Source organism: Streptococcus sp. FSL E2-3494 (genome assembly GCF_038007085.1).
GTDB lineage: Bacteria > Bacillota > Bacilli > Lactobacillales > Streptococcaceae > Streptococcus > Streptococcus thermophilus.
This window is the reverse complement of sequence record NZ_JBBOWN010000001.1, coordinates 1082390-1106890: the sequence shown is the minus strand read 5'-3', so window position 1 is coordinate 1106890 and position 24501 is coordinate 1082390. Positions and strand designations below refer to the sequence as shown.

The following is a 24501-nucleotide window of genomic DNA, read 5'->3' as shown; positions in this document are numbered from 1 at the left end:
TTATTTATTCTGACTGAGCAAAGCATCAAGTTTTTCTTCAAGACGTCTCACATCATCTTTAGTCGCATACTCAACTGAAGTTTTCTTGGCGTCAAGTTTAGCTAAAAATTCTTGAGACTCTTCTTTACTTTGACGTTTTAGCTCTTGTTCTAATTCCTTACCTTCTTCGACAGTCAAACGGCCCTTTTCAACCAATTCTTGGACAAAACTATCAGCCTTATCTACTGTCATAGCAGTCAAACCAATACCAGCTAAAAGAACTTTTTTCAAATTATTCATGAACATTACCTCCATCTGAATAGGAAAAGCAAAGAAATAGTCTAGCTACTTCTTCAGAAAATATAAGAACCTTTTCACACTTTTATTCTACCACTTTTTCAAAAAATGTGTAAGTTATAGTGAATTAATCCTCTTAAAAGTTATAGTATCATAATACTTTAACTTTATTCAAATAGTTGAAATCTTTATTAATAAATATTGTATCAAAATACTAAAGATGAGTTGCAAGCATGTGCGGGATTCATCACAATTTTCTATTTACAAAGGGCGGCACCATTACTTTAGATAACAGACTTATACCAAGCAAATGAATTTTTCTAATAACGTGCCAAGCTACCACTACCATCATCATTTCGATCAACGTAGATGAAACCTTAACGTTTACTAAGTTCTGCAGTCGAGGCTGAAACCAAATCAATTGGTCCCCAAGTCGTGTAGCCCAAAAGTTCTACTCCATCTTGAAGAGCTTCACCAACTTGAATCAAGTGTTTTTGAAGGTAATCATACGATAATCATCCTCAACTGTCGGACCATCAGGACCATTTTCGACAATAAACAATGGCAATTGATAACGATCATAAAAGTCATCTAAAACCAAACGAAGTCCAATTGGATCAATAGCCCAGCCCCATTCAGATTTCTCAAGGTATGGATTTTCGACACCACCTAAGATGTTGCCTTTACCAACCTTATAGTCTTCTGGGTTGTGTGCTATTGCTTCAGACATAGCATAAGAGAATGAAATAAAATTAACGGTATTCTTTAAGATTTCATCGTCGCCAGGGGAAAATTGTATTTCAATACCATTATCTTTGAAGTAATATTTAATATAGTTCGGATATTTTCCACGTGCATGAATATCAGAGAAGAGATAGTTTTGATTTTCAAACTCAGGAACTGCCAACTGATCCAATGGAGTAGCTGTCATCCCGTACGCAGGCATGGCAAGAACCATACAACCGATTTTAAACTCAGGCTTAATTTCATGGCCAATCTTAGTTATTGAAGATGAACCGACCAACTCGTGGTGAACAGCTTGGTAGAGTTCTTGTTTAGATAGCCCTTCCATAGGAGTTGCAATACCACCTAACATAAACGGTGCATGTAGAACAGAGTTCACTTCATTAAAGGTCAACCAATATTTGACCTTATCTTTATAGCGTTTAAAGACTGTACGAACATAATTCTCATAAAATCCAATTATTTTACGATTAGTCCATCCGTTGTACTCACGTGCCAAGTTTAGGGGCATTTCATAGTGAGACAAGGTGACCAGAGGTTCGATATTATACTTAGCCAATTCGTTAAAAACCTTATTGTAGAAGACTACCCTGCTTCATTTGGCTCAGCATCATCACCGTTCAGGAAAATACGAGACCAAGCAATCGACATGCGAAAGACTTTGAAGCCCAGCTCTGCAAATAGCGCAATATCCTCTTTATAGCGGTGATAGAAATCTATACCTTCAAGCTTTAGATTATCTGGTGTTGCTTCTTCAGTAGTCAAAGGCTTCAAAAGGGACACCACCTTTGGGAGTCACATCTTGCACAGACAAGCCTTTGCCATCTAAGTTATAAGCACCTTCGAACTGGTTGGCAGCTGTTGCTCCACCCCAGAGAAATTATTTCAGAAATGTATAAGTCATCTTTTGTCAACTTTCATTGTTCAAGTTACTCATAGTATGACACTTAGAAATCGATTACACTTATACTATATTATTGAAATCCGATACTATAACACGAAAAAACAGACCGAAGTCTGTTTGAATTAATCACTATTTTCTAAAGAAGCAACTGCTTTGGCTTTTTCTCGTGTAACCACATTATCCTTAACAATCTGATAAAGGGTTGCGGCTATTGGAACGGAAACCAGCATACCCAGGATTCCCCCTAAGGCAGACCCTATGGTAATGGCCAAGATAACCCAAATGACTGGAAGTCCGGTAGAACCACCAACTACATAAGGATAGATGAGATTCCCTTCAAACTGTTGCAAAATAACCACGTAGACGACAAATAAAAGTGCCAAGGTCGCGGAATGAGTCATAATCAAAATGGTACCAATGGTAACACCAATATAGGCACCCAAAACTGGTATCATTGCTGAAAAGCCAATCAGAATAGAAATGGTCGCAGCGTAAGGAAAATTAAAGATACACATCCCAATATAACATAAGGTTCCCAAAATGCAGGCTTCAATCGACTGATAGACAAAAAAATTACGGAAACGATTATTGAGAATTGCAATCACATAGTGAAAAGTCTTACCATAACGACCCAAATAAACATCGACTAAGCGATTAACCTGACTACCAAGTTTCTCCTTCCCAGCCAAGACATAGCAAGAAAAGACAATACTGATAAAGAGATTAATCAAAGTTGACGGTAGGCTAGTCAAAGAAGTCAAGAAATTCGTCAAGCCATTCATAATTTGTTGAAGCAACTGTGCACTGTAGCTATTGATTAGCTCTCTAACCTGTGTCACACCACCCAGGTCTTGGATGATCTTCTGCAAAGATTTATTCTTTAGCAACCAATTAATCAAATTATTAATAGCTGAGCGATCTTGACTAATCAAGGTGTTGATACTGTCAATCAAATCAGGAAGGACAGTGAATACTACCCAAGTAAAGATCAATCCGATAGTTGCAAAAGCCAAGAGCAGGGAAACGGGACGTTTAATTTTAGTGATAAAACCAAATGGTATAAACTTGATCAGTATTTTTTCATAAAAAGACATTAGGATATTGACCACAAAGGCAATTCCCGCTCCAAATAAGAAGGGCTGACTAGCAACAAATATCTTGTTACAAATCGAAACAACTGTTTCCCAATAGGTATATATCAAGAAACAGCTGAAAAACAGCACAACCAACCAAATGAACTGATTCTTCGTAAACTTCATAGGCACTCCAAAATTTAAAATACCCTTCCATTATACACTAAGAAAGGATTTATTACTATCTTTGATCATAGAAAGACACTAAAACTCCATGAATTCTTGATCCGTTAAAGGATCAATCAGTTTGACAAAGTGAAAGTTCGATCCATCGTAATCAAAGACTAAGATGGCGCAATTGCCTGGACAAGACTGAAAGGCACGCTCCGGATCTACAGCATGGAGAAAAGTCATCAAAGCTCCTGCGTGACTAACAGCCAAAATAGATTGTTCAGGATGCCTTTCAACGATTTCCTTAGCACTCGCAACCACTCGTTCTACAAACTGATCTTGACTTTCCCCACCAAACTGGGCATAGTGGTCCCCAAAATGCCCCGCAACAGATGTCTTGAGATGAAGATACTCCGGTTGACCCTCAAAAATACCGAAGTACATTTCTTTAAGCCCCTTAACACGTTGATAATCAGTCTGTCCAGTGGCCAGTTCAATGGTATCAGAAGCCCTTTCAGTAGTCGTGCAGTAATACTGATCAAAAGTCATATCATGTTTTTCAAAATAAGCACGCACCTGCCGAGCTTGGTCCTGACCTTTTTCAGTCAAAGGGGAATCACACCAACCTTGAATCCGATTGAGTGTATTAAATAATGTCTCACCATGTCACATTAATATAATTTCATTACTTTACCACCCTTTTTTAATATAAACCTAAATAATCTTCTAAAATAGTCAAGACACCTTAATCCTTATGGTGCGGTGCTATTTGGTCTGCCACTTGCAAAAGAGCAGGGCTGGCATTTTCCATCGCATAAGAATGACTAGCCATACGCAGGAGCTCAATATCATTGTCACTATCACTAAAAGCCATAACATTTGCCTCATTCAAGTCCCAATGGTTAAGAAGCTGCTTAAGCCCCCAAGCCTTGTGCATGCCTTTTTGAATGAAGTCAATAGCACCAAAACCGCTTGGAACAGCGACAAGATTACCATCAAAATCACGATTAAAGGCTTGCGAAACCTGATTAGCCTCTTCAGGACACAGCAACATGGTAATTTTGATGAAATCATCATCTAAATCCTCCAGCCCATTCAAACGTTAATGGATGCTTCCATAGCGGCTTGCTCTTCTTCTATTATCATCTCTTTACCAAAATGTAGTTTCGTTCCTGATAGCATATAAGCAGATTTAGCACCATTAAATATAGTCGGTTTATCTAACAAATCATAATTAAAATATCTTAGTAATTTTTCAACATCATTTGATGCCATAAACTCCTGACACAGAAGCTTGCCATAGCTAACCACCTGACCACCATTTTCGGCTACAAAATGCAGGCGGTCAAAAGTCTCCGTACAGCCTCTTCCACGATTAAGGGCATGGAGACCCTTCGAGGAAGATATAAAAAGAACCGAAGAAATGGAACGCTCTTTGACTTTTCGGTGGCTACTGAAATCAAGGTATTAATGGGAATACCAGCCTAAGATATTTGAAGTTTAGAGAGGGCACGTTTGATTTTCAAACTTCGCAACAGAACCATGTCATCTGATATCCTCCTTGATATCTTGCCTGAGTCATACGTTCATGATTTTATTATACGCCTTTTTCCAAAATTTTCAAAAAATTTATTGAACTTTATTTTAAATTCATAAAAACATGAAAGTTTTAAAATATGTTAAAATAGGGTTAATCTCATCAAGAAAAAGGAGTTAAAAACAGTTGCGAAAATATATGATCTACCTCAGCAGTTTATTGGTCACATTTATCCTGAGTTATGCGACGATTACTTGGCTGATTATGCCCGTTCTCACTCGCTATCAAAGCCTGACTAGGTTGATTAACCACTTTGACTATACCGCATTAACTTTAATACTCTTATTAACGCTGATTATCTGGTTGTTTGGCATCCAGTATCACCTCAAACATTTTTCAGTTATTTATCTCTATCTTGCTTTCAGTGTGTATTTATTACTGTTATTCATGGTGCTTTTTACTAAAACAACGGATTTTCGGGCGATATCACTGAATCCTTTTGACTTTATAAAAGCGGATACCAGAACGATTCAAGAGGCAGTGCTAAATATTATCTACTTCATTCCTTTAGGTGGCCTTTACTGTATCAATACTAATTTCAAACAGTTTGTCATTATCAGTTTGGTCACACTTTTAGGAATTGAAACCATTCAATTTATCTTTTATTTGGGCACATTTGCCATTAGTGATATTATCTTGAATTTTTTGGGTTGTTTGATTGGGTATTATTGTTGTTGGGAGATTAAAAGGCGGTTGAGTTGAGCTAACCCAAAAGTAGCATAAAAATAGATAGGAGATATATTGGCTCTATAATTTCTGTAGTGGGTAAAACCACCATAGAGATTATAGAGCTTTTTGAATGCAGACAAAAAATCCCATAAGAACTATAATGAAAAGCAACCAAACCATCATTAGGAAGAACTTATGAGACCTATTAAGAATACCACAGAATTAATCGGAATTAAAGACCAAAATATCAAGATTTCACTTATTTTTGAAACTGACACTCATATCGAGATTCAAGCAAAACTTGATTACCCTGCACCATCATGTCCTCACTGCCAAGGAAAGATGATCAAGTACGACTTTCAAAAGCCTTCTAAAATCCCTCTTCTCGAGCAAGCGGGAACGCCAACTCTACTACGTCTGAAAAAACGTCGTTTCCAGTGTAAAAGTTGTAGAAGTGTCACGGTAGCTGAGACATCTATCGTTGAGAAAAACTGCTAAATCTCCAAACTAGTCCGACAAAAAGTTACACAACTCCTAACTGAGAAGGTGTCACTAACTGATATTGCAAGAAGACTTCGCGTGTCGACGTCCACTGTCTATCGTAAGCTTGATCAGTTTACTTTCAAGGAACATTATGACAAACTCCCTGCCGTTATGTCCTGGGATGAGTTTGGGTTCAAGAAAGGGGAATTGGCTTTTGTGGCGCAGAATTATAAGACAAACGAACTCATAATCATCCTTGATAATCGCCGCCAAACCACTATACGAAACTACTTTTTGAAGTATCCATTGAAAGTCCGACAACAGGTACAGTTTATCACGATGGATATGTCTGGAGCTTATATTCCACTGGCTCGCAAACTCTTTCCTAACACCAAAATCGTTCCTGATCGATTTCACATTATCCAGCACCTTGGACGTGCCTTTTTAAAGACAAGAATTTCCATTATGAACCAGTTTAATAAGAATTCACTACCTTATTGAGATTTAAAAAATCACTGGCGACTTTTTCAAAAGGACAGTCGTAAGCTATCTCTCAACTCCTTCTATTCAAAGACCTTCAGACAAACTTTAGTACCACATGAAATCATTGAGAAGACATTGGTATTTTCAGAAGAGATCGCTAATGCCTACAAACTTTATCAGCTTTTACTTTTTCACTTTCAGGAGAAGAGAGTAGATTAGTTCTTTGAGTTAATAGAGGAGAACATAAGCAAGGTCAACCACTACTTTCAAACGGTCTTTAGGACTTTTCTTAGACACAAGAAATCCATCAAGAATGTGCTAGAAACAGACTATTCAAACGCAAAACTCGAAGCGACTAACAAGTTGATTAAAGACATCAAACGGTTGGGCTTTGGTTTTAGAAACTTCATCAACTTTAGGAAGCGTGTCTTCATCACTCTGAACATACAAAAAGAGAAAACCTATCCGGTCCTCTCTAGATGTTAGCTTTTCGTCACCCACTACAGTTGACAAGGAGCCACATTTTTTCCTTTTGGAAGTTCTCCTTGAACCAGCCACGGTTGTCGCCATGAACTGGAATGTCAAATTCTAACATTCCTGGAACACCTTCAACTGGACGGGCTGCGAGTGTTTTTCCGAAAAAGTTTTCTGTCATTAAGCTTCTCCAATCAAACGGAGCAAGTATTGTCCGTATTCATTTTTCTTGAGTGGCTGTGCCAATTCGTACACTTGTTCTTTTGTGATGTAGCCCATGCGGTAGGCAATTTCTTCCAAGTTTGCCACTTGAACGTTTTGCAAACGTTGAACCGTTTCGATGTATTGAGCAGCTTCCAAGAGGCTCTCATGCGTACCTGTATCCAACCAAGAAAATCCGCGTCCCATCAGTTCCACAGACAAGTCGCCACGGTCTAAGTAAGCCTTGTTGACATCGGTGATTTCCAACTCTCCACGAGGTGACGGTTTGATGTTTTTAGCAATCTCCACAACATCATTGTCATAGAAGTACAAACCAGTAACCGCAAAGTTTGATTTTGGCTCTTCTGGTTTCTCTTCGATAGAGATAGCGTTCATGTCTGCGTCAAACTCGACAACACCAAAGCGTTCTGGGTCTTTAACTTGGTAACCAAAGACAGTTGCACCTTTTTCTTTGCTAGCAGCTCGTTGCAACATCTTGGTCAAACCATTTCCATGATAGATGTTGTCGCCCAAAATCAAGGCTACGTTGTCATCACCGATAAAGGCTTCACCGATGATAAAGGCTTGTGCCAAGCCGTCTGGGCTTGGTTGTTCTGCGTATGACAAGGTGATACCAAGCTCTGAGCCGTCTCCCAGCATATCCTTGAAACGAGGAAGATCCTGAGGAGTTGAAATAATCAAGATTTCTTTAATCCCAGCCAACATCAAAGTTGAAAGCGGATAGTAAATCATTGGCTTATCATAGATTGGCATCAACTGTTTTGACGCCGCACGAGTCAGTGGATAAAGGCGAGTTCCAGACCCACCTGCAAGAATAATACCTTTCATGTTATGACACCTTTTAATCAAAAATTTATTAAGTCTATTTTACCATGTTTAAACATTAGTGTCATTTGAAAAAGGGAGCTAAGCTCCCTGTCAATATATTTTCCCTAAGCCATCATAAGGGCAAATTCTGATATAATTCCTAAGGTTGCTATTCCCATAGTTTTGAGATTATGATGTTTTATTTAAACATAACTTGTAAAATTAATCTAAACAATCGTTTCTTATCGTCGCACTGCTTTCCATTTATTTCTTAGCAAACTTTATTTTCTCAATAGAAATTTTCACCAATTGTGGCTTCAGCAACAATAAACTTACGCCATAGATAACCCCGCCTACTATAATTCTCATAAACAAATTTATATAGGGAGGGACTGTGAGTAACTTTGTCATATAGATTCCTAAAAACATTAATAGGCTTGCTATACTATATTTAGGGACGTCCTTACATAACTCTAATATATTGATTTGCTTTCTGATAAAAATAAGCTCGATGAACGCTATAGTAGCCTCTCCAACCACTGACGCAATTGCTGCCCCAACAGCACCATGATGAGGAATCAGAATAATAGACGATACACTATTAGTAAAAAGACCGCCAATCACAGCAACACTTAAATATTTTGCCTGTCCTGTAGCAATCAAATATTGACTTCCCAACACTGAAGAATATCCCATAAATAATAGTTCTAGAATTAAAATTGACAATACAATATCAATTCCCAAAAACTCCGGTCCAAAAAAGATATCCGAAAAAATATCACTAATTGATATCATCCCAATTACCATAGGAATTGTAATGATATTAACAGCATTAAAAGTTAACTTTGTCAGTTCTATCACTTTCTTAGTGTCTCGATTCTTATAGGCATTAGCAACCTTTGGAAAAATAACTACACCAATAGACGAAACTAACGCCAGTAAAACTCTTATTACCTTATCAGCATTTTCAAAATAACCTGCCTGTGACATCGTTGATAGAGTTCCTAGCAAAACTTTATTTAAGGAAACAAAAATAGTAGAGGCAATCTGTGGAACAAATAAAGCGAACACTGGTGCAAAATGCTCTGCTATATTCAAATTAGTAAACTTAATACTTGTAATATAGCGTCTTAAATATGTCCAAAGAGTTAGATTCCCCACTAAAGACGACCCCACCATGATTAAAACATATGTATTAAAATCCTGAGGAGTTTTTACAAACAAGAAAATCATCATTACAGATGCCAATTTCACGATAAAATTACGAACAACTGTACGTTTGAAATCTTCCAATCCATCAAACAGCCATGAGACATCAACTGCTGTAGCCAAAATTTGGACTGATTGTATCATAAAAACGGTTCTATAGTTAGGGTATAACCAAATAAAAACTAAGAACATGAGGTAGATAACTAATGAAACAACCAATTTTAGAATAAGGATTTCCCAAAACTTTTGACTTCGCTTCGTTATTGATTCTCGGTAATAAGCAATTGTTCGATTTCCGTAAACAGTTGTTCCTATGTTTGCGAATAGTACAAAATATGTCATGATTGTGTTCGTAAACGAATTGACACCTATCAACTCAGCACCCAACACACGTGATACATAAGGAATTGTTGCAAATGGAACAATGATTAAAAATAATTGATATAATGAACTATAAACATAGTTTTTTACTGTTTTCATATTCTTTTGGACAATTCCTCTTCAAGCTTATTAATAGTTGCTTTCCATGAACGCTCTATAAGCATATCACTAGCTCTTTTTGCCAATAATTGACGATGCTCATTATCCTCAATTAACTTGATAATATTGTTAGCAAGTTGGCTACTATCTCTAACAGGAGACAACAAGGCATTTACCCCGTCCACAGCGTATTCAAAAACTCCGCTATATGCAGTCGAAGCAAGAGCGCATCCACATGCCATGCTTTCCGCTCCTGTGAGTCCGAATCCTTCATCAATTGTAGCACATACAAAAATAGCTGTATCATTATATAACTGTAATAATTCTTCTTGTGTCACCTTTTGAAAGTAATTAAAATAATCTGGTAAAAATCTTGGTCGTTCAGGCACACCAAAAATATTTACTGTTATTTCTGGATATTTTTCTTTGACCCGTTCAATAGCCTTCAGTGCATATGAAACTCCTTTATGTTCTCCCTCGTGATACAACATTCCTAATGTCATCGGATTTCGATTTTCGATTGGAGTAACTACTTTAAAAACTTCTGTATCAATAGGATTCGGCAAACAAATGGTATCTTTATGAGTATAAGATTTCACAAGATTATTTAGCCAGGTTGATACCGTAAAATTGATAAATCCATAATCATAACTTTCAACAACTTTTTCTTCTGAAGCAATAAATGTTTCAAAATCCTGAATAAAGTAGCATTTCTTCCCGCAGCCTGCTGGGAGACATTTCACAATTTCAGCTGTAGAAACAGCTGTTGCAAAAACAAAATCCGCTTTGGGAAAATCTCGTCCATCTAAATACGGTGTCATTATTTTTTGAATTCTAGGGTCTAAATCAAACCATGACGGCCCATTTCTCCCTTTTATCTGTCCTACAATCGACTTTATAAGCTTGTTTTTTGTGATTCGATTCCATACTGTATGAGTCAAAAAAACCAAAGATACTTCATGCCCTCTAGCTGTCAATCTGTTTGCATACTCAAAAATAATTTTATACCCTCCCATTGGTACTTGGCTTATCTCTGGGAGACAAAAGGTTAATTTCATCGTTACTCTCCTAACAATAATGTATATCTCTTTTACAAGAATCAAATCTCTCTTTAAATACTTATAAAAGTTTTGCTAGATATTAAAAATAATATCGAATCCATCCAAGCGTTGGACTATGTGCATCATAAACTTTTAGTTACTCACTTTACTAGATTTAGGTAAATGACTAGCTATGAGATACACAAATAGATAACCAATCTCTGTTCTCAACGTCAAATTATATATGTATAGTAAAGGAACTGTAGATAGTAACGCGATTGCAATAATCGTACTTGGCTCTTTTTTTACTTTCAAAATTAATTCTATTAAGGCGTAAATATAAGGATAAATAAAAATGACTACTCCTATTAACCCTGTTTCTACCATAACAAATGGTAGAGTAAACCAATTATATCTCGTACGCTCATATTGTAAAAAAAAGGGACTCTGTAAAAAACTTAATTGTGATAGCTCTGCATTCCCAAGCCCTATTCCTATCCAATTTTTGATTACATCATTATGAAAAAATCGAGTTTGAACATAGCTAATAGCCTTCAATCTACTAATATCATCTTGACCGGTATATGACCCTCCAGCAATTTTTAATATATTCTCAATATTAAAAAAATCTTTAAAAAATGGTGAGATTTGAACCAATATAGGAAGCGTGACTATAGTTCCAACCAACAACATTATTCCTGTCAGTAAGAACTTAAGTACTGATTGAATGGACTTTTTTGAAAATAAGTTAATAATAATGAATAATATCACAGCTTCGACATATAAAATTTTTAATTCGGCTACAGCCGAAATTAAAAATATCGGTATCAAATAATAAAGTAGTGTAATAACTGAAATTTGCCTATTCAAATAGTTTACAAGCGAATAACATAAGAAATATAGGAGAAGGATATGAATATAAGTATTAGCAACGCCTACTGAATGTCCAAAAATACCTCCTATTAAATCAGCTGCGAATGGTAATGTAAAAAACTGTATCAGTACCATTATAGTATTAAAAGTGAATGCAATTCTTAAAAGTCTATTCGCTTTGTTTACCATACTAAAATCTATGAAGTATGAGCTGGCCACAAAAAAAATAAATATTCTGATATTATTCCTTACTGCCCAAGCGTATTTCAAAATATCAAAATTATAATAATAATTAGACATGAAACCCAGGAAAATGAATAATATAGATGAGAAAATAATCACTTTTTCAAGTTTATTAAACCTGTTTTTAGGAACTTCTCTGACAAGATGTAGAAAAATAATTAATGTCACTACATCAGTAAAATATGAAACAGTATTTGGTAAAATTTGACTACTAACATAATGTTGAAACTGTAATACAAAAAATAGTTGTAGGTATATTAACTCTTTCGGAGCTTTCCAGCTAAAAACTAAAGCAATTAAAAAACACCCAAACATAAACCAGCCAATTTGAGCCAGCGGATAAAAATAAGTTAATATCATTAATAAAAAAGATACTATAATAATTATGTCTGATTTATAAAATTTTATTTTATACATTTTTCACCTGCATTCATTAAATTATTTTTATGTTCATAAATAATTTAATTGTTCTTTCCTTTGCAATTCTCTACAATAACTATTTAATGGCAAAATACCATTTAACCATTTATTCTTTTTATCCATGCTCTAAATGAATATCTATCTGTTACTGTTGTCGGTAATTGATGATATGGTTCACCCAGAAAATTCGTTAATTTTTCTAACTCTTTTAAATTTCCGTGTTCCCAAATCATAATATTATTTGGATGGTAAAAATCATAATTTTTTATGTGAACATTATTGGTAATCAATTTTTTTTGGAAAAATAACGATTCTAAAGCTCGTAAAGTCAGACCTACTTGCCCGTCTTTATTAATTTCTACAATCACTTTTGATTCTTGAATTTTCTTGATAATTTCAGGGTAGGTAATTTTACTATCAAGATAATTTATTCCACTACGATTGGACTGTTTATCGTCACTAAAAACATCAAACTGATAGGTCAACTCTGATTCCTCTATCATTCCAGCTAATTGATCCAGTTGCTGTATACGACCTTTATCAGCTCCAACAAAATAAAAATCTCGCAAGACATCTGTTTTTTCATCAAGATTAACACTATCCAAAATGTAAAACTGTTCCAAAAAGGTTAGCCCATACTCCTTTGAATAATTCTGATCAAAACAATAAACATCAAAATTTTCTTTCAAATATTCAATTCTCTCATTGGGAACATTCCAAAGCCAAATTTTTAATTTTGTTCGCTTCGTTATCCGAGACTTAATAAATTCTAATAGTTTCTGCGATACTGCATTATCAAAAACAACTATAGTGTCAAAATCATCTATTCGTTTTTGCCACTCTGCAATCCAAAATTGATGTAAAGAAGCAAACGGTAGACGTTTTGATATAGCCCGTATTTTGTGCGCCATCTGTGAATGAACTTTCTTATAAGGTGTTGAAACCTCGACTTGAGGAAGCGACACACTTTTCGCAAAAAATTGCTCAAAGGAATCAATTTGCTCCAGTAGTAGTAGTGTTTTTCTCATAATATTTCTATCGGTATCTCTCCATTCTTAATCGTAAGTCAAAAACTAACTTCAACAAGCCCAGCTTGTACAGCACATATTTCTTGAAATTTATACGTTTTTTGAACCTTAATAACGATACTCCATTCTTCCTTAGTTCTGAATTAACATCCATAGTTAGTTGCTTACACTCTTCTGATAAATTCGTTTTATATAAAATTGTAAGAACATAGATAAGATTATCTGTATAAAAACAATTCAATATTTTTAACTCAGATGAATTGAAAACACTTTGTACCGCTTGTGAATAAAAAATTTCCTTCGAAAAACCAAATATGTCTTCCAATTTTGGCTCTATAATTTCTGTAGTGGGTAAACCCACCATGGAAATTATGGAGCCTATTTTTTAGCATCAATTGGCCATATTAAATATTAAAAAACTTAAATGGTGACTGTCTCAAGGCTTTTTTATTTGGAAAATGCCTATAAAGAACAAGTACATCATTAAAATAAATTTTTGAAAAACTAGACCATGGAACTAAGGCTTCATAAACAGCTAACAACTTGGGTTTTTCATTGACAAAAAAATCACTATATTTAACATCTTAGATTAGGTACATATCATCATTAAACAGAACGAAATTTTCAGATAAACCATCTATCCGATGTATATTCATCTCAATTGCAGAAGCATTGAATGTTGGAAGATATTCCTTTGGAATAAATTCTTCATGTCTAACCCATTTAAGTTTAGGATGATTTACATTTAACCATTTCGGTCTTTGACCGTTAGTAATAAGATAAATATTATTTACCCACGGTGCATGCCTCTCTACCATTCGAAACCAATAATTGAATGTGCCATAGTCACGATAACGGTGCACATTATCTTCATCATTATCGATTTTCCTATTGTGAGGTGTGTATTTATTTTTTTCTCTAATAAATTCTGAATCGTTTCCATCAACCCAAAGTACAACGAAATCAATTTTTTTCCATATTAAATTACCTATAAAATAATTGTTTACCAAGTCTAGCTATATAAAATTTTTAGTTAAAAGTACATCATTCCATACACCAAAAAGAAGAAAGACCAAAAAAATATGTTACTTTTCTTTATTAAATAAAATAGTCCAACCCCCATTTGCCTAAGAATCTCAGAATGATTTTTTAAAATAACATCAAAAAACATTTTGTATACTGAAGGCTAGTTTTAACAATTTAAGTCTAAACAGTATATATTTTAACTTATTTGGTTGGTCTTTCATTTGAGAAAGAGAAACACTATTCTTAACTAATTCTTGTTTTACTTCATTAGTAATGTCTATATATTTTTTATCTAATTTAGATTTATATAAACATGCCAAAATATGAGTCATACCATTGACAAAAAATATCTTAGCAATTGCCAATTCACTAGAATCAAGTTTTGAGCGAACATCATCCGAATAATATAATTCTTTATAGAAGCTAATCATGTTTTCAAATTTTTGCTCATTCCATGATTTGGTAATTGAATCTGGATTATCAATTAGATAATGGTAGTACTTTTGATTTGTCGCGTAGACCTTCTTAGCAGCAAGAAAGAGTTTGTAATTGGTACCAAGGTCCTCATAATACTTGCCAACTGGAAACTGGATAGTATTCTTAGTGAACAATGCTTTTCGATATATCTTATCAGTGGCAAAACCAGTAACAAAGCCATAAGAAAACATATCTATAAGAGCTTCTTTTCCAGTTAATCGTTTAGTCCGTTTTGAATCGGATTTTATAATATCATGTTCACTCTTTACAAATTCTTGATTGAAGGAAATAATATCATATTGATCTGATTCAATAACCTCAGCTAAATCACTAAAGGTATTCGGTTCAATCCAATCATCTGAATCTAGGAAATAAACATATTCTCCCTCAGCATTAGAAATACCTGTGTTACGAGCTGCAGAGAGCCCTCCATTTTTTTTATGAATCACTGAGATAAAGTCATAAACTTTAGCATAATCATCACAGATTTGAGGAGAACTATCAGTACTTCCGTCATCTACAAGTAAAATATCATAATTATGCCACTCTTGGACAAGAACGCTTTCTACACAACGTTTTAAATACTTTTCGACATTATAGACAGGTATAACTACTGTTAATAATACATCTTTTTTCATTTCTTCATCCTTAACTTATTGCAAATAAAATCATTGCTATATTTCTTTTTTTATTTACTGAGAAGATTCCTATTTTAATATACACATTTAAATTCATTTCTAGCATAATCCCTAATTTCATTAGATGACAAAGAATCGACAATGATTAGTTTATTAGGAACAACATAAAAGGAATCAAATCCCTTAAACTCTGGAAACTCAATCGTCCTTTTTTGAAAATGAGCATATAATAGATGTTCGAAAACTAGCTTTTCATCTTCAATTTCAACAATTTCATGAATAGTCTTTTCAGACCAATAATAATGTTTCGTCTCTATCTCAGCAAATCTTCTAAACGAAAAGTGACAAATATCAATGTCAAGAAAACATGTAAGTTGTAATTGATTTTAGTCGAATTATTCGAATAAATTTCATTATTAACATCTACCCATGTAACAACAAAATCAATTACATTAGTCATTTCTCACCTACTAAATTTCTATCAACCTATCCATAAGTTTTTTAGAAGTATACTTATTAAAATACAAAATTTTAGCTTTATCTGCTCATTGAATAGTTTCTAAATCATTAACATCAAATTCATCTATAATGGAAGCAAGTTGATTAAAGTCCTCTGATTTATAGAAAAGAACACTAGATTCATCAACATAATCTCGAACAGAAGGAATATCGTTTACAATTATGCCACTCTTGGACAAGAACGCTTTCTACACAACGTTTTAAATACTTTTCGACATTATACACTGGAATGACAACAGTTAAAAGTGGTTTCATGGATTCTTCACCTAAATTTTTATTTTATGTTAAATCTTCACCACCCTTATTCAACCAGGTAACAGCATTAAAATAGCGGTGGTAAGTTTTTAAATCAATTCCAACATGTCCTTGCTTCTCAGCTGATTTAAAGTGGACCAATGAAGGTAGGTCACTGTAATTCTTCGAAGAGAAAATAACCTTACTCTTGTATGGAAGTTCTTCAAACTCTTTCATCAGCTCATAAGTGCAGGCATCATTATCATTAAACTTGAAATACAAATTATCCCAATGTATTCTTTCTAAACGACGATTCCATTTTTGAGTAGCTTCTTCTTCATCTGCATAATGCAAAAAAATGAAGTTCAATATTGTCAAGAAGTGCAAGTGGATAAGCATTATCAAAGTCTTTAATGTATTTCGATTTTTTAACAAATTTCAAGGGGATATTTCCACTCAAATAGTGTTTTAAATTCTTGAGCATCTTGATGTAATCAGGAGAGAAAACAAACATCCCTACAAATGGCGTTTGATAAGGTAAGCCCAATTCCTGATAGACTTTTCCAGCCCAACAATTATCACAAATGATAGTAAAATTTTTATTCTTAAGTCTTCGTCTAGGAATAAAATTAATAATTGGATAAACGATTGGTTTTAATTTATTTTTTAGTGTTTCGCTGTTCATACTAGTACTTCTTAGTACTTCTTAGTACTTCTTAGTACTTCTTTTTATTTTTTATATAGTTCTGAGAAATTACGAATATAACTTTGTAATGAGAAGAGTTCTTTTTGGCGTTTGACAGAGGCCTTGCCAAATTGCTCTCTCTTCTCAGTGTTATCAGCTAATTCTTGGATGGCCTTAGACAATTCTGCAGGCTGATTTGGTGTGGCAAGAAGGCCGTTTTCGCCTTCTTTAACCATTTCACAGACACCACCATGACGGTAGCCGACTACAGGTTTGCCACAAGCCATTGATTCGAGAACTACAGTTGGTAGAGGATCTGGATTGGTACTTGGCAAGACAAAGATATCAAACATATTATAGAGCTCTGTCGTCTTGCTATAATAATCGATGCGCTTAATTTGTCCAGCTACTGGTGAGTCTGATATTGCCTTTTCCAACTCATCAACACGCCACTCTTCACCTTCAAAAGCACTCCCTGCCAGAAAGGCTATTGCTTTTGGATTAGCCTTTAAGATTGGAGTCACTGCTTCCAAGAAATCGCCTTGACCTTTCCAAGCATTCACTCGACCAACCATTCCGATAACCAAGGCATCCTGTGCGATACCAAACTGGTCACGAACTGCGCTGGCATCCATTTCATGATAGACGGCATTGTCAACACCATTATAGATGACCTGAACTTGGTCATTTTTTACAAAGCGAGACTGCTTGACGTGGTTGGCCACAGCATTTGAAACTGTCACAATCGTATCAGCATAATACCCCATCAAAAAGTTGATGAAATCAGAGATTGCTTTTGGTTTGACGATAATCTCGTGAACATGCCAAATCAAAGGAAGTTTCAACTTACGTTTGAAATAAATTCCCTCAAGTACCGCAGTCGTATTATTGTGAATAAGAGTAATGCCATTTTCCTTAGCATATTTAGCAATTTGCTTTGAATAACGATTATAAGAGCCAAAATACTCAAGAATTCCCTTAGGATTAAAATACTTCCGGCGCAAGATTGGATAATCGATAACTTTTACCTTAGCACCAACCTTTTCCAATGCACCCACTAAGACGCCATCGTTGGGCAAGATGACATGAGCCTCAAAGGCTTCTTTATCCAATCCTTTAATAAGCTCCAACAAAACCTTATCAGCACCATACATTTCGGCACCAGCGTGAAGATATAAAATTTTCTGCATTTCTATCCTTTAAATACTTTCTCGTAGTCTGTAACAATTTTTTCCCAAGTAAAGGCTTCTTCGATACGTTTACTTGATTTTTGATTGAGGCCTGAGATAGCTTCTTCATCCAATTGTTCAGCTTGATTAATGACACTTGCCAATTGGTCTTTTTTCCAATAGAGAGCACCATCTTCACCGACTTCACGGTTAAAGCCAACATCCAACAAGAGATTGAGCTTAGTAGACTCAAGTGCCTCAAGAAGTGATGGATTGGTTCCACCAACCTCATGACCATGGAAATAAGCAAAGGCATTCTCACGAATGTACTTGAGCAATTCTTGGTCATAAACAGTTCCGACAAACTTCACACGAGGATCCTTGTCAAAACCAGTTTCCTGACGCAACTTGTCGTAGAACTTGTTTTCTTCAACATTGGTAACGAGAACAAAGTCCTTGTCAGAGTTAGACGCCATAAAGCCACGAATCATAGCCTCATAGTTATTTTCAGGCACGAAGCGTCCTACAACAAGGTAATAATTGTTTTCAATGACCCCCTTTTCAAAATACCATGTGCGTACCTTATCATCAACCTTAGTCAATCGAGATTTAGTTGTATCAGTTCCATAGGCGATATAGGTTGTTTGAGGTCGATATTTCGCATAATCATTTTGAATATAAGATTCAATGTTTTTACTATCACAAATCAAGAGATCTGCATGTTTAACCATGAGTTGTTCTGAAATTTTCCAATACTTACGAACCGGAAGACTCCACTTTGCACGAAGCCATTCATGTCCATCCGGGTTAACCATAAGGGTACCACCGATAGCCTTGATTTTCTTTTTAATACCTGAGATAAATGGACCAATTCGGCAGGCCAAAACATAAAAGATCGGTGCTTGGTCATTATTTTCCTTAGCAATTTCAATGGCTTTATTAAGAGCTGCAATGTCATAAGCGATGGCACGTGCAGGCCCGATATTTGGAACGTCAATGTTGTAGCATTTAGCACCGTTATATTCGAAAGTATCTGCTGTAATTCCTGATTTAGCAGAATTTTCACGCATACAAGCTACATAATATTGGATATCTTTGTCTTGTTGGAACTCTGTCAACTTCTCAACAAAGGTCTCAAATCCACCATATTTTGCTGGAATTCCCTTAGAACCAACGATATAAACTGTTTTTGTCATTTAATCACCATTAAAAGAAATGGAGAAAGCCATCACTTTGCTCCATCCTTCATTACTACTACTTTAATTGTTTTCAATAAGATTTTGATATCGCGCCAGATTGTCCATCCGTCCATATAAGCAACATCTAGTTTTACAACTTCATCAAAATCAGTAATTTCACTTCGACCGCTTACTTGCCAAAGACCAGTAATACCTGGTTTAAAGCTGAGGCGACGTTTTTGTTCCGGTGTATAAGATTCGTACTCATCCAATGTTGGTGGACGTGTTCCTACCAAGCTCATATCACCTTTTAGAACATTCCAAAATTGTGGAAGTTCATCAAGACTTGTTTTACGAATGAAATGTCCAATTTTGGTAATACGTGGATCATTGTCCATCTTAAACATACCACCAGACATTTGATTCTGTGCCATCAAATTCTTCTTGATTTCTTCCGCATCAACACGCATAGAACGGAATTTATAAAACTTAAAGATACGACCATTTTCACCCACACGGTATTGAGCAAAAATAGCTGGTCCCCCATCTTTACGAATAAGAGGATAAAGGAAGATTCCTACAATACCACAGAGCACCAAACCAACTAGAGCTCCACAGATATCGAGGAAGCGTTTCGCCAAGATATCTCCATAGCTATAAAAATGCGTAGAAAACGTAACAACTTTGAAAGGACCCAATTGTTGGATATGTTTTTCACCCTGACTCATAAATTCAAGGGCATTCAAATTAATGGATACTGGGATCCCCATAAGTTCAAATGGTGACGCATAATCCCAAATCTTGTACTGCTCACTTGGCAGATTAATCAAAACTTGGTCTACTACTGAGTGTGTCGCATATTCAATCAAATTTTCAGGTTTAACACTCTTGATAAATGGATCAGTGAAATAAGGATTATCCAAGACACAAACTGCTGAAATCCTACCATCCATATTGTCCTTCATACGAGATAAAACATTATCAAGACGTGCCTGATCAGAAATCAAGAGAATATTCTTGTTACTTTTACGACGTGTATAAATAGATGAGCGGAAATACTTAAGAACAGTATTTGTAACGTATAAGAGAACACCTGAAATCATGGTGACGTAAAGAAGTCCGCGACGTGAGATTGAAAAACTTCCATCTGCAAAAAACGAGAGAAATGTTGCAATTAGAGCAAATATGAAACAATATTTGACAGTTGCAATGAGTTCATCCAAGTAGCCTCTATACTTAAGATTTTCATAATAACTACTGATATAGTAAGACACTACATGTACGACACCTAAAAGGACAATACTTCCTTGGGTAATCTCTGTATATGGTATTTTACTAGCTACCATGGCTGCGAAAACAACCACAACCAACTGTATAATACCAATTTCAATGCGACGAATTTCTTGTTTTTCTTTCACTCTAAACCCCTTTTTAATCTGTTAAGGTATAAGGAGCCGCATCATCCCCATTAATGCTATCCTTTTCTACGACGATGTGCTCTTGAATGACCTTCTTTTTGGTCAGATTTTTTTCCATACTCACCATATGATCCGTAAGAACCATATGATCCATACTTATCAACTGTCATGTCAACTTTATTAAGGACGACACCTAAGAACTGAGAACCACTTTGTTCCAATTGTTCGACTGCCTTAGTTACGAAACGACGTTTAATTTTTCCAGCTGCTGTAACCAAAAGACTGGCATCAGCCTGATGGGCAATAATACCAGCATCAATGACCAAACCAACTGGTGGTGTATCGATGATGACATAATCATAACGACTACGAGCAACTTCCATCAAATGTCTAAAATTGTCATTTTGCAAAAGACTTGTTGGATTAGGTGGAACAGGACCAGATGCAATAACATCCAAACCAGAAATATCAGTTTGACAAATCGTTTCATTTAGATCAGCATTTCCAGAAAGGAAATTTGAAAGGCCTTTATAAGGCTCATTTGATTTAAATGTACCTGAAAAAACATAATTACGAGTATCAGCATCAATCAGAAGTGTTCGGAGCCCAACACTAGCAAATGAAATCGCCAAGTTAAGAGATGTCGTTGATTTTCCTTCACCAGCTTCAACAGAGCTAATCGCAATCACTTTAATCTGAGCACCAGAAAATTGAATATTTGTGCGAATGGCATTGTAATACTCTTCTGTTTGTTTGGCAAAGTTTACTTTAGATTTTACTAACTTTAATAGAGGCATTTCTTCTCCTTAAATTTTATCTGTATCAGGGACAATTCCAAGAAGTGCCATTCCAAGGGCATCTTCCACATCTTCTGGACGGCGAATACGATCATCTAGGATTTCACGTACCAATACACCAACCACTGCAAGGAATCCTCCAAGCACTGCCCCAAGAAGCACATTAAGTTTGATATTTGGTGAAGATGGTGACTCTGGCAATTTAGCTTCTTCGAGCGTTGTGACATCTTCAACTTTTGTCACCTTCTTGATTTTTTTTGAAGCAACTTCACGAACCTTATTAGCAAGTGTTTGCGCATCTTGACCAGTTTTAGCATTAACAGAAATTGAAATAAGACGAGTATCAGTAGGAATATTAACTGAAACCATTTTAGACAGTTCTGCCTCACTCAAATTCAATTTTTCATCTTTAATAACTTCTGATAATACATCATTTGATGTAATAATCTCTTTATAGTCATTTGCCAAATAGGTACCAGCTTGCAAATCTTGAGCAGAAAGATTATTATTATCTGTTGCCTGATTAACAACATAGATACGCGTTGTTGATGTATATGTTGGTTGGATAAAGAAATAAGTAACTAAGAAACTGAAAGCAGCAACATAAAAGGCTGTAAATAGAATAAATACTTTTTTAGTCCAAAGTTTTTGCAATAGTGCAAGTACGTCGATTTCAACACTTTTAGTGTTATCTTGATTCATAATATCTCCTATAAATATTGATTCTCTAGTAATGTTTTGGGATTTTCAATAAAAAGATTCTTAGCACGTTTGGGGCCGTAGTTCTTTTTAACAATTTCATAAGCATCTTTCATAAATGGTGGTCTCGGCCCAAGATTATGCATGTCGCTAGCAACCATATGAACCAAATTTTTCTCCAAGAAAAAGCGAACACGTTTCTTTCTTACTTTATCTTTATCTCCAAAGAGCTTTGGTTTGAGGACATGTGAGCTATTGACTTGAGTATAGCAGCCCATATTGATGATTTCTCTAACACGATCAGCATTTTCTTCGAGGGCATCATAGCGCTCAATATGAGCAACAATAGGCGTTACCCCCGCTCTCAAAACATTACTAAGCCCACTATGAATTTCTTTCCAAGATGTGCGAGCACTAAACTCAATCAAAGCAAATTGAGTGTTGTGCATGCGCGGAATGAGATTCTTTTCAAGTTTCTCCACAATGTCTAAGGTGTAATAAAGTTCACCTCCATAATAAATAGTTAAGTCTGGATAAAGTGCTTCTGCTTCTGCTTTTACCTTAGAAAAGTTGGCAAAAATTTTATCCTCTGGAGTCTCAAACATCCCCTTACGACGATGGGATGTTGAAACAATCTTACGTACCCCCTGGGCGTAACTTTCACCAATGAGGTCTAAACTTTCTTCTAAAGTTTTAGGACCATCATCAACATCAAAAACAATATGTGAGTGAACGTCAATCACTTATTTTTCCTCCATCAGATTTTTGATAGCTTGAGAGGCACTTGCCACACTCGAATTATCTAGTTTCATCATGTAAAGACTAGAATTTGGCATCGCATAAGAGGTCAATTGTCCGGTTGAACCTGTACCAGTTACTGCTTGAGACGTTACTGTAAATTTAGAGCCTGAATCAAGTTGTGTATTAGCCAAAGCATTAATGGTATCCAAAGAAATATTTGTCTGAACAGAGTCTTGGAGATTATTAACGATTGAAGTAAAGTTTGATACAGACTTTAGAGAAGCCAACTTGTTTACAATCGCAGAAATGACTTTCTCCTGGTTTTTACCACGGTCATTATCTCCGCCATCTAAACTATAGCGTTCACGAACAAATCCAAGTGCTTGCTCTGAATTCATTTGGATATCTCCAACTGGGAAATCAAACTTCCCATGAAGACTTGTGAAAGCTTGATCATTATGGACTGTCACACCACCAAGTTGGTCAATCAACTTAAGGAAAGATGTGAAGTTAATTCGGGCATAGTAATCAATCTTAATACCATAAAGATTTTCCAGAGTTTGTTCAGATGTTTCAACGCCATAAATACCTGCGTGGGTTAATTTATCATACTGGTTTGCCCCACCACCAGGAATCTTAACGTATGCATCACGTGGAGTAGTCGTCAAGAGAATCTTATGTGTGTTCATGTTAACGGTCATAATGATATTGACATCTGAACGTGACACTGTTGAAATTGAACCGTAGGTATCAATACCACTAATATAAATATTGAAGACTTTTGAATCTACTTGTTTTGCAGAATTGTTATTCTTCTTTTTAATTTTATAAGTATAGATTGTTTTTAGATTTGAATCATAATTACTATCGACAGACTCTAGTAGGCTAGCATAAGACCCACTCAAGACCATAGCTTTAGATTTGCCAGACTTAAGATTATCATAAGCTTCTTGATATGAGGCAACATCATCAACTTTAACATCAACTTTTTTATCTTTTTTGAGAGCCGACATCAAGGTCTCGATATTGTTCTTATCAACCTTAGTAGGTGCCTGTACGCTAGTAAGCTGGCTCACATCTTTGATGTCACTTTCCTTAGGAACCACGATGCTCATTTCTACTTCAGAAAAAGCTGCCGTCTGATTCATACGGTTAGTGATGTCAATCATTTGTTTAAAACCAAAAATACCAACCAGAGAAACTAGCGAGAAGATAACCAATACAACCGTTGTCACTAGTGGTGATTTCTTAGTCTTCTGAAGGAAGATGCTAATAGCAAGAACTACCAACAAACCAATAGTGATAATGATGTTCAAAAACCTAAAGGATAGGAAATTATAATTGAACATGGTGAATAATAAGACCAATGCTAAAATAGCATACAGAATGGTCAATCCAACGTTGACCATCCCCCATGATCTATTACCCGTACGTTTTTGCTTACGATTCGTACGCGAACTCATATAAATTGCTCCTAAAAATTAAAATTAAGTATTCCCCATTATTATTGTAACATTAATACAATTTCATTTCAATTGTCATTTTTTTCAAAAAAAAAAACAAAAAAACGTTTTCATTATGATATCAATCATTTAATTTATATCGTTTTCCATTATATTGTGAACTATCTTTCACATTTTTAGTAGTTAAACTTTAAATTGTCAGATATTTACCTATTTATTAAAAGTCTTCTTCTTCCAAATATTTTTATTTTTTCTAGTAGT

19 protein-coding genes and 8 pseudogenes are annotated in these 24501 nt (G+C 35.3%); 3 read left to right on the top strand and 24 right to left on the bottom strand.

Going from position 1 to position 24501, the window contains the following annotated elements; translation table 11 throughout:
• The 6 genes and pseudogenes from NST05_RS05785 to NST05_RS05760 form a co-directional block, all read right to left on the bottom strand.
• The gene (locus NST05_RS05785) at positions 1–279 is read right to left on the bottom strand and encodes a phasin family protein (RefSeq protein WP_011681159.1); all 279 of its coding nucleotides are present in this window, start codon (positions 277–279) and stop codon (positions 1–3) included.
• A gap of 317 nt (positions 280–596) precedes the next feature.
• A pseudogene (locus NST05_RS05780) lies at positions 597–1924 on the bottom strand (glycoside hydrolase family 1 protein).
• Positions 1925–2046: 122 nt separating this feature from the next.
• A complete protein-coding gene (locus NST05_RS05775) occupies positions 2047–3183 on the bottom strand; it encodes an AI-2E family transporter (RefSeq protein ID WP_014621613.1) in 1137 nt (378 codons plus the stop codon).
• 78 nt (positions 3184–3261) lie between these two features.
• Positions 3262–3834 (bottom strand): annotated as a pseudogene (locus NST05_RS05770) (histidine phosphatase family protein); the annotation flags it as partial.
• A 79-nt stretch (positions 3835–3913) separates the two neighbouring features.
• Positions 3914–4267 (bottom strand): HAD hydrolase family protein, encoded by a 354-nt coding sequence (locus NST05_RS05765; RefSeq protein WP_101415616.1) that lies wholly within the window; start codon positions 4265–4267, stop codon positions 3914–3916.
• A complete protein-coding gene (locus NST05_RS05760; RefSeq protein ID WP_111679604.1) occupies positions 4264–4443 on the bottom strand; it encodes a hypothetical protein in 180 nt (59 codons plus the stop codon). Before NST05_RS05760 ends, NST05_RS05765 begins: the two co-directional genes overlap by 4 nt.
• Before the next feature lie 72 nt (positions 4444–4515).
• On the opposite strand from NST05_RS05760, the pseudogene NST05_RS05755 reads away from it, so the two are divergent.
• The 3 genes and pseudogenes from NST05_RS05755 to NST05_RS05745 form a co-directional block, all read left to right on the top strand.
• A pseudogene (locus tag NST05_RS05755) lies at positions 4516–4656 on the top strand (IS6 family transposase); the annotation flags it as partial.
• A gap of 235 nt (positions 4657–4891) precedes the next feature.
• Positions 4892–5467, top strand: coding sequence for a VanZ family protein (locus tag NST05_RS05750; RefSeq protein WP_084830648.1), 576 nt, complete (start codon positions 4892–4894; stop codon positions 5465–5467).
• Between the two features lie 162 nt (positions 5468–5629).
• A pseudogene (locus tag NST05_RS05745) lies at positions 5630–6879 on the top strand (ISL3 family transposase).
• A 41-nt stretch (positions 6880–6920) separates the two neighbouring features.
• Here the strand turns inward: NST05_RS05745 and NST05_RS05740 are convergent.
• From NST05_RS05740 to cpsA, 18 genes and pseudogenes are all read right to left on the bottom strand, one after another.
• Positions 6921–7055, bottom strand: a pseudogene (locus tag NST05_RS05740) (dTDP-4-dehydrorhamnose 3,5-epimerase family protein); the annotation flags it as partial.
• Entirely contained in the window at positions 7055–7924 is an 870-nt protein-coding gene (gene rfbA / locus NST05_RS05735; protein ID WP_064355914.1) for a glucose-1-phosphate thymidylyltransferase RfbA, read from the bottom strand. The pseudogene NST05_RS05740 and the gene rfbA, both read right to left, overlap by 1 nt.
• A 243-nt stretch (positions 7925–8167) precedes the next feature.
• A complete protein-coding gene (locus NST05_RS05730) occupies positions 8168–9592 on the bottom strand; it encodes a flippase (RefSeq protein ID WP_340742922.1) in 1425 nt (474 codons plus the stop codon).
• Positions 9589–10650: a glycosyltransferase family 4 protein gene (locus tag NST05_RS05725; protein ID WP_340742921.1), complete on the bottom strand. Its 1062-nt coding sequence runs from the start codon at positions 10648–10650 to the stop codon at positions 9589–9591. The genes NST05_RS05730 and NST05_RS05725 overlap by 4 nt, the downstream gene beginning before the upstream one ends.
• Positions 10651–10785: 135 nt before the next feature.
• Positions 10786–12165 (bottom strand): hypothetical protein, encoded by a 1380-nt coding sequence (locus NST05_RS05720; RefSeq protein WP_340742920.1) that lies wholly within the window; start codon positions 12163–12165, stop codon positions 10786–10788.
• Between the two features lie 101 nt (positions 12166–12266).
• Complete coding sequence (locus NST05_RS05715; RefSeq protein WP_340742919.1) at positions 12267–13196, bottom strand: glycosyltransferase; 930 nt, start codon at positions 13194–13196, stop codon at positions 12267–12269.
• A 287-nt stretch (positions 13197–13483) separates the two neighbouring features.
• Positions 13484–14176 (bottom strand): annotated as a pseudogene (locus NST05_RS05710) (stealth family protein); the annotation flags it as partial.
• Positions 14177–14356: 180 nt separating this feature from the next.
• Positions 14357–15337, bottom strand: coding sequence for a glycosyltransferase (locus NST05_RS05705; RefSeq protein ID WP_340742918.1), 981 nt, complete (start codon positions 15335–15337; stop codon positions 14357–14359).
• A gap of 545 nt (positions 15338–15882) precedes the next feature.
• Positions 15883–16035, bottom strand: a complete 153-nt coding sequence (locus NST05_RS05700; RefSeq protein ID WP_223899719.1) for a hypothetical protein — start codon at positions 16033–16035, stop codon at positions 15883–15885.
• Positions 16022–16111, bottom strand: a pseudogene (locus NST05_RS11070) (glycosyltransferase); the annotation flags it as partial. The gene NST05_RS05700 and the pseudogene NST05_RS11070, both read right to left, overlap by 14 nt.
• Before the next feature lie 24 nt (positions 16112–16135).
• Positions 16136–16775 (bottom strand): annotated as a pseudogene (locus tag NST05_RS05695) (DUF1919 domain-containing protein).
• Between the two features lie 44 nt (positions 16776–16819).
• Positions 16820–17965, bottom strand: coding sequence for a glycosyltransferase family 4 protein (locus tag NST05_RS05690; protein ID WP_340742917.1), 1146 nt, complete (start codon positions 17963–17965; stop codon positions 16820–16822).
• A gap of 2 nt (positions 17966–17967) precedes the next feature.
• Positions 17968–19140, bottom strand: a complete 1173-nt coding sequence (gene cps2T, locus NST05_RS05685) for a beta 1-4 rhamnosyltransferase Cps2T (RefSeq protein ID WP_260224000.1) — start codon at positions 19138–19140, stop codon at positions 17968–17970.
• 32 nt (positions 19141–19172) lie between these two features.
• On the bottom strand, positions 19173–20540 hold the full coding sequence (locus NST05_RS05680) for a sugar transferase (RefSeq protein ID WP_014608348.1): 1368 nt from the start codon (positions 20538–20540) through the stop codon (positions 19173–19175).
• A gap of 56 nt (positions 20541–20596) precedes the next feature.
• Positions 20597–21337: a tyrosine-protein kinase gene (locus NST05_RS05675; protein ID WP_340742916.1), complete on the bottom strand. Its 741-nt coding sequence runs from the start codon at positions 21335–21337 to the stop codon at positions 20597–20599.
• A gap of 9 nt (positions 21338–21346) precedes the next feature.
• Positions 21347–22039, bottom strand: coding sequence for a capsular polysaccharide biosynthesis protein (locus tag NST05_RS05670; protein ID WP_340742915.1), 693 nt, complete (start codon positions 22037–22039; stop codon positions 21347–21349).
• 8 nt (positions 22040–22047) lie between these two features.
• Positions 22048–22779 carry a capsular polysaccharide biosynthesis protein Cps4B gene (gene cps4B / locus NST05_RS05665; RefSeq protein ID WP_014621640.1) on the bottom strand — a complete coding sequence of 244 codons (732 nt, stop codon included), beginning with the start codon at positions 22777–22779 and terminating at the stop codon, positions 22048–22050.
• On the bottom strand, positions 22780–24240 hold the full coding sequence (cpsA, locus tag NST05_RS05660) for an LCP family glycopolymer transferase CpsA (RefSeq protein WP_014621641.1): 1461 nt from the start codon (positions 24238–24240) through the stop codon (positions 22780–22782).
• Between the last annotated feature and the right edge of the window lie 261 nt (positions 24241–24501).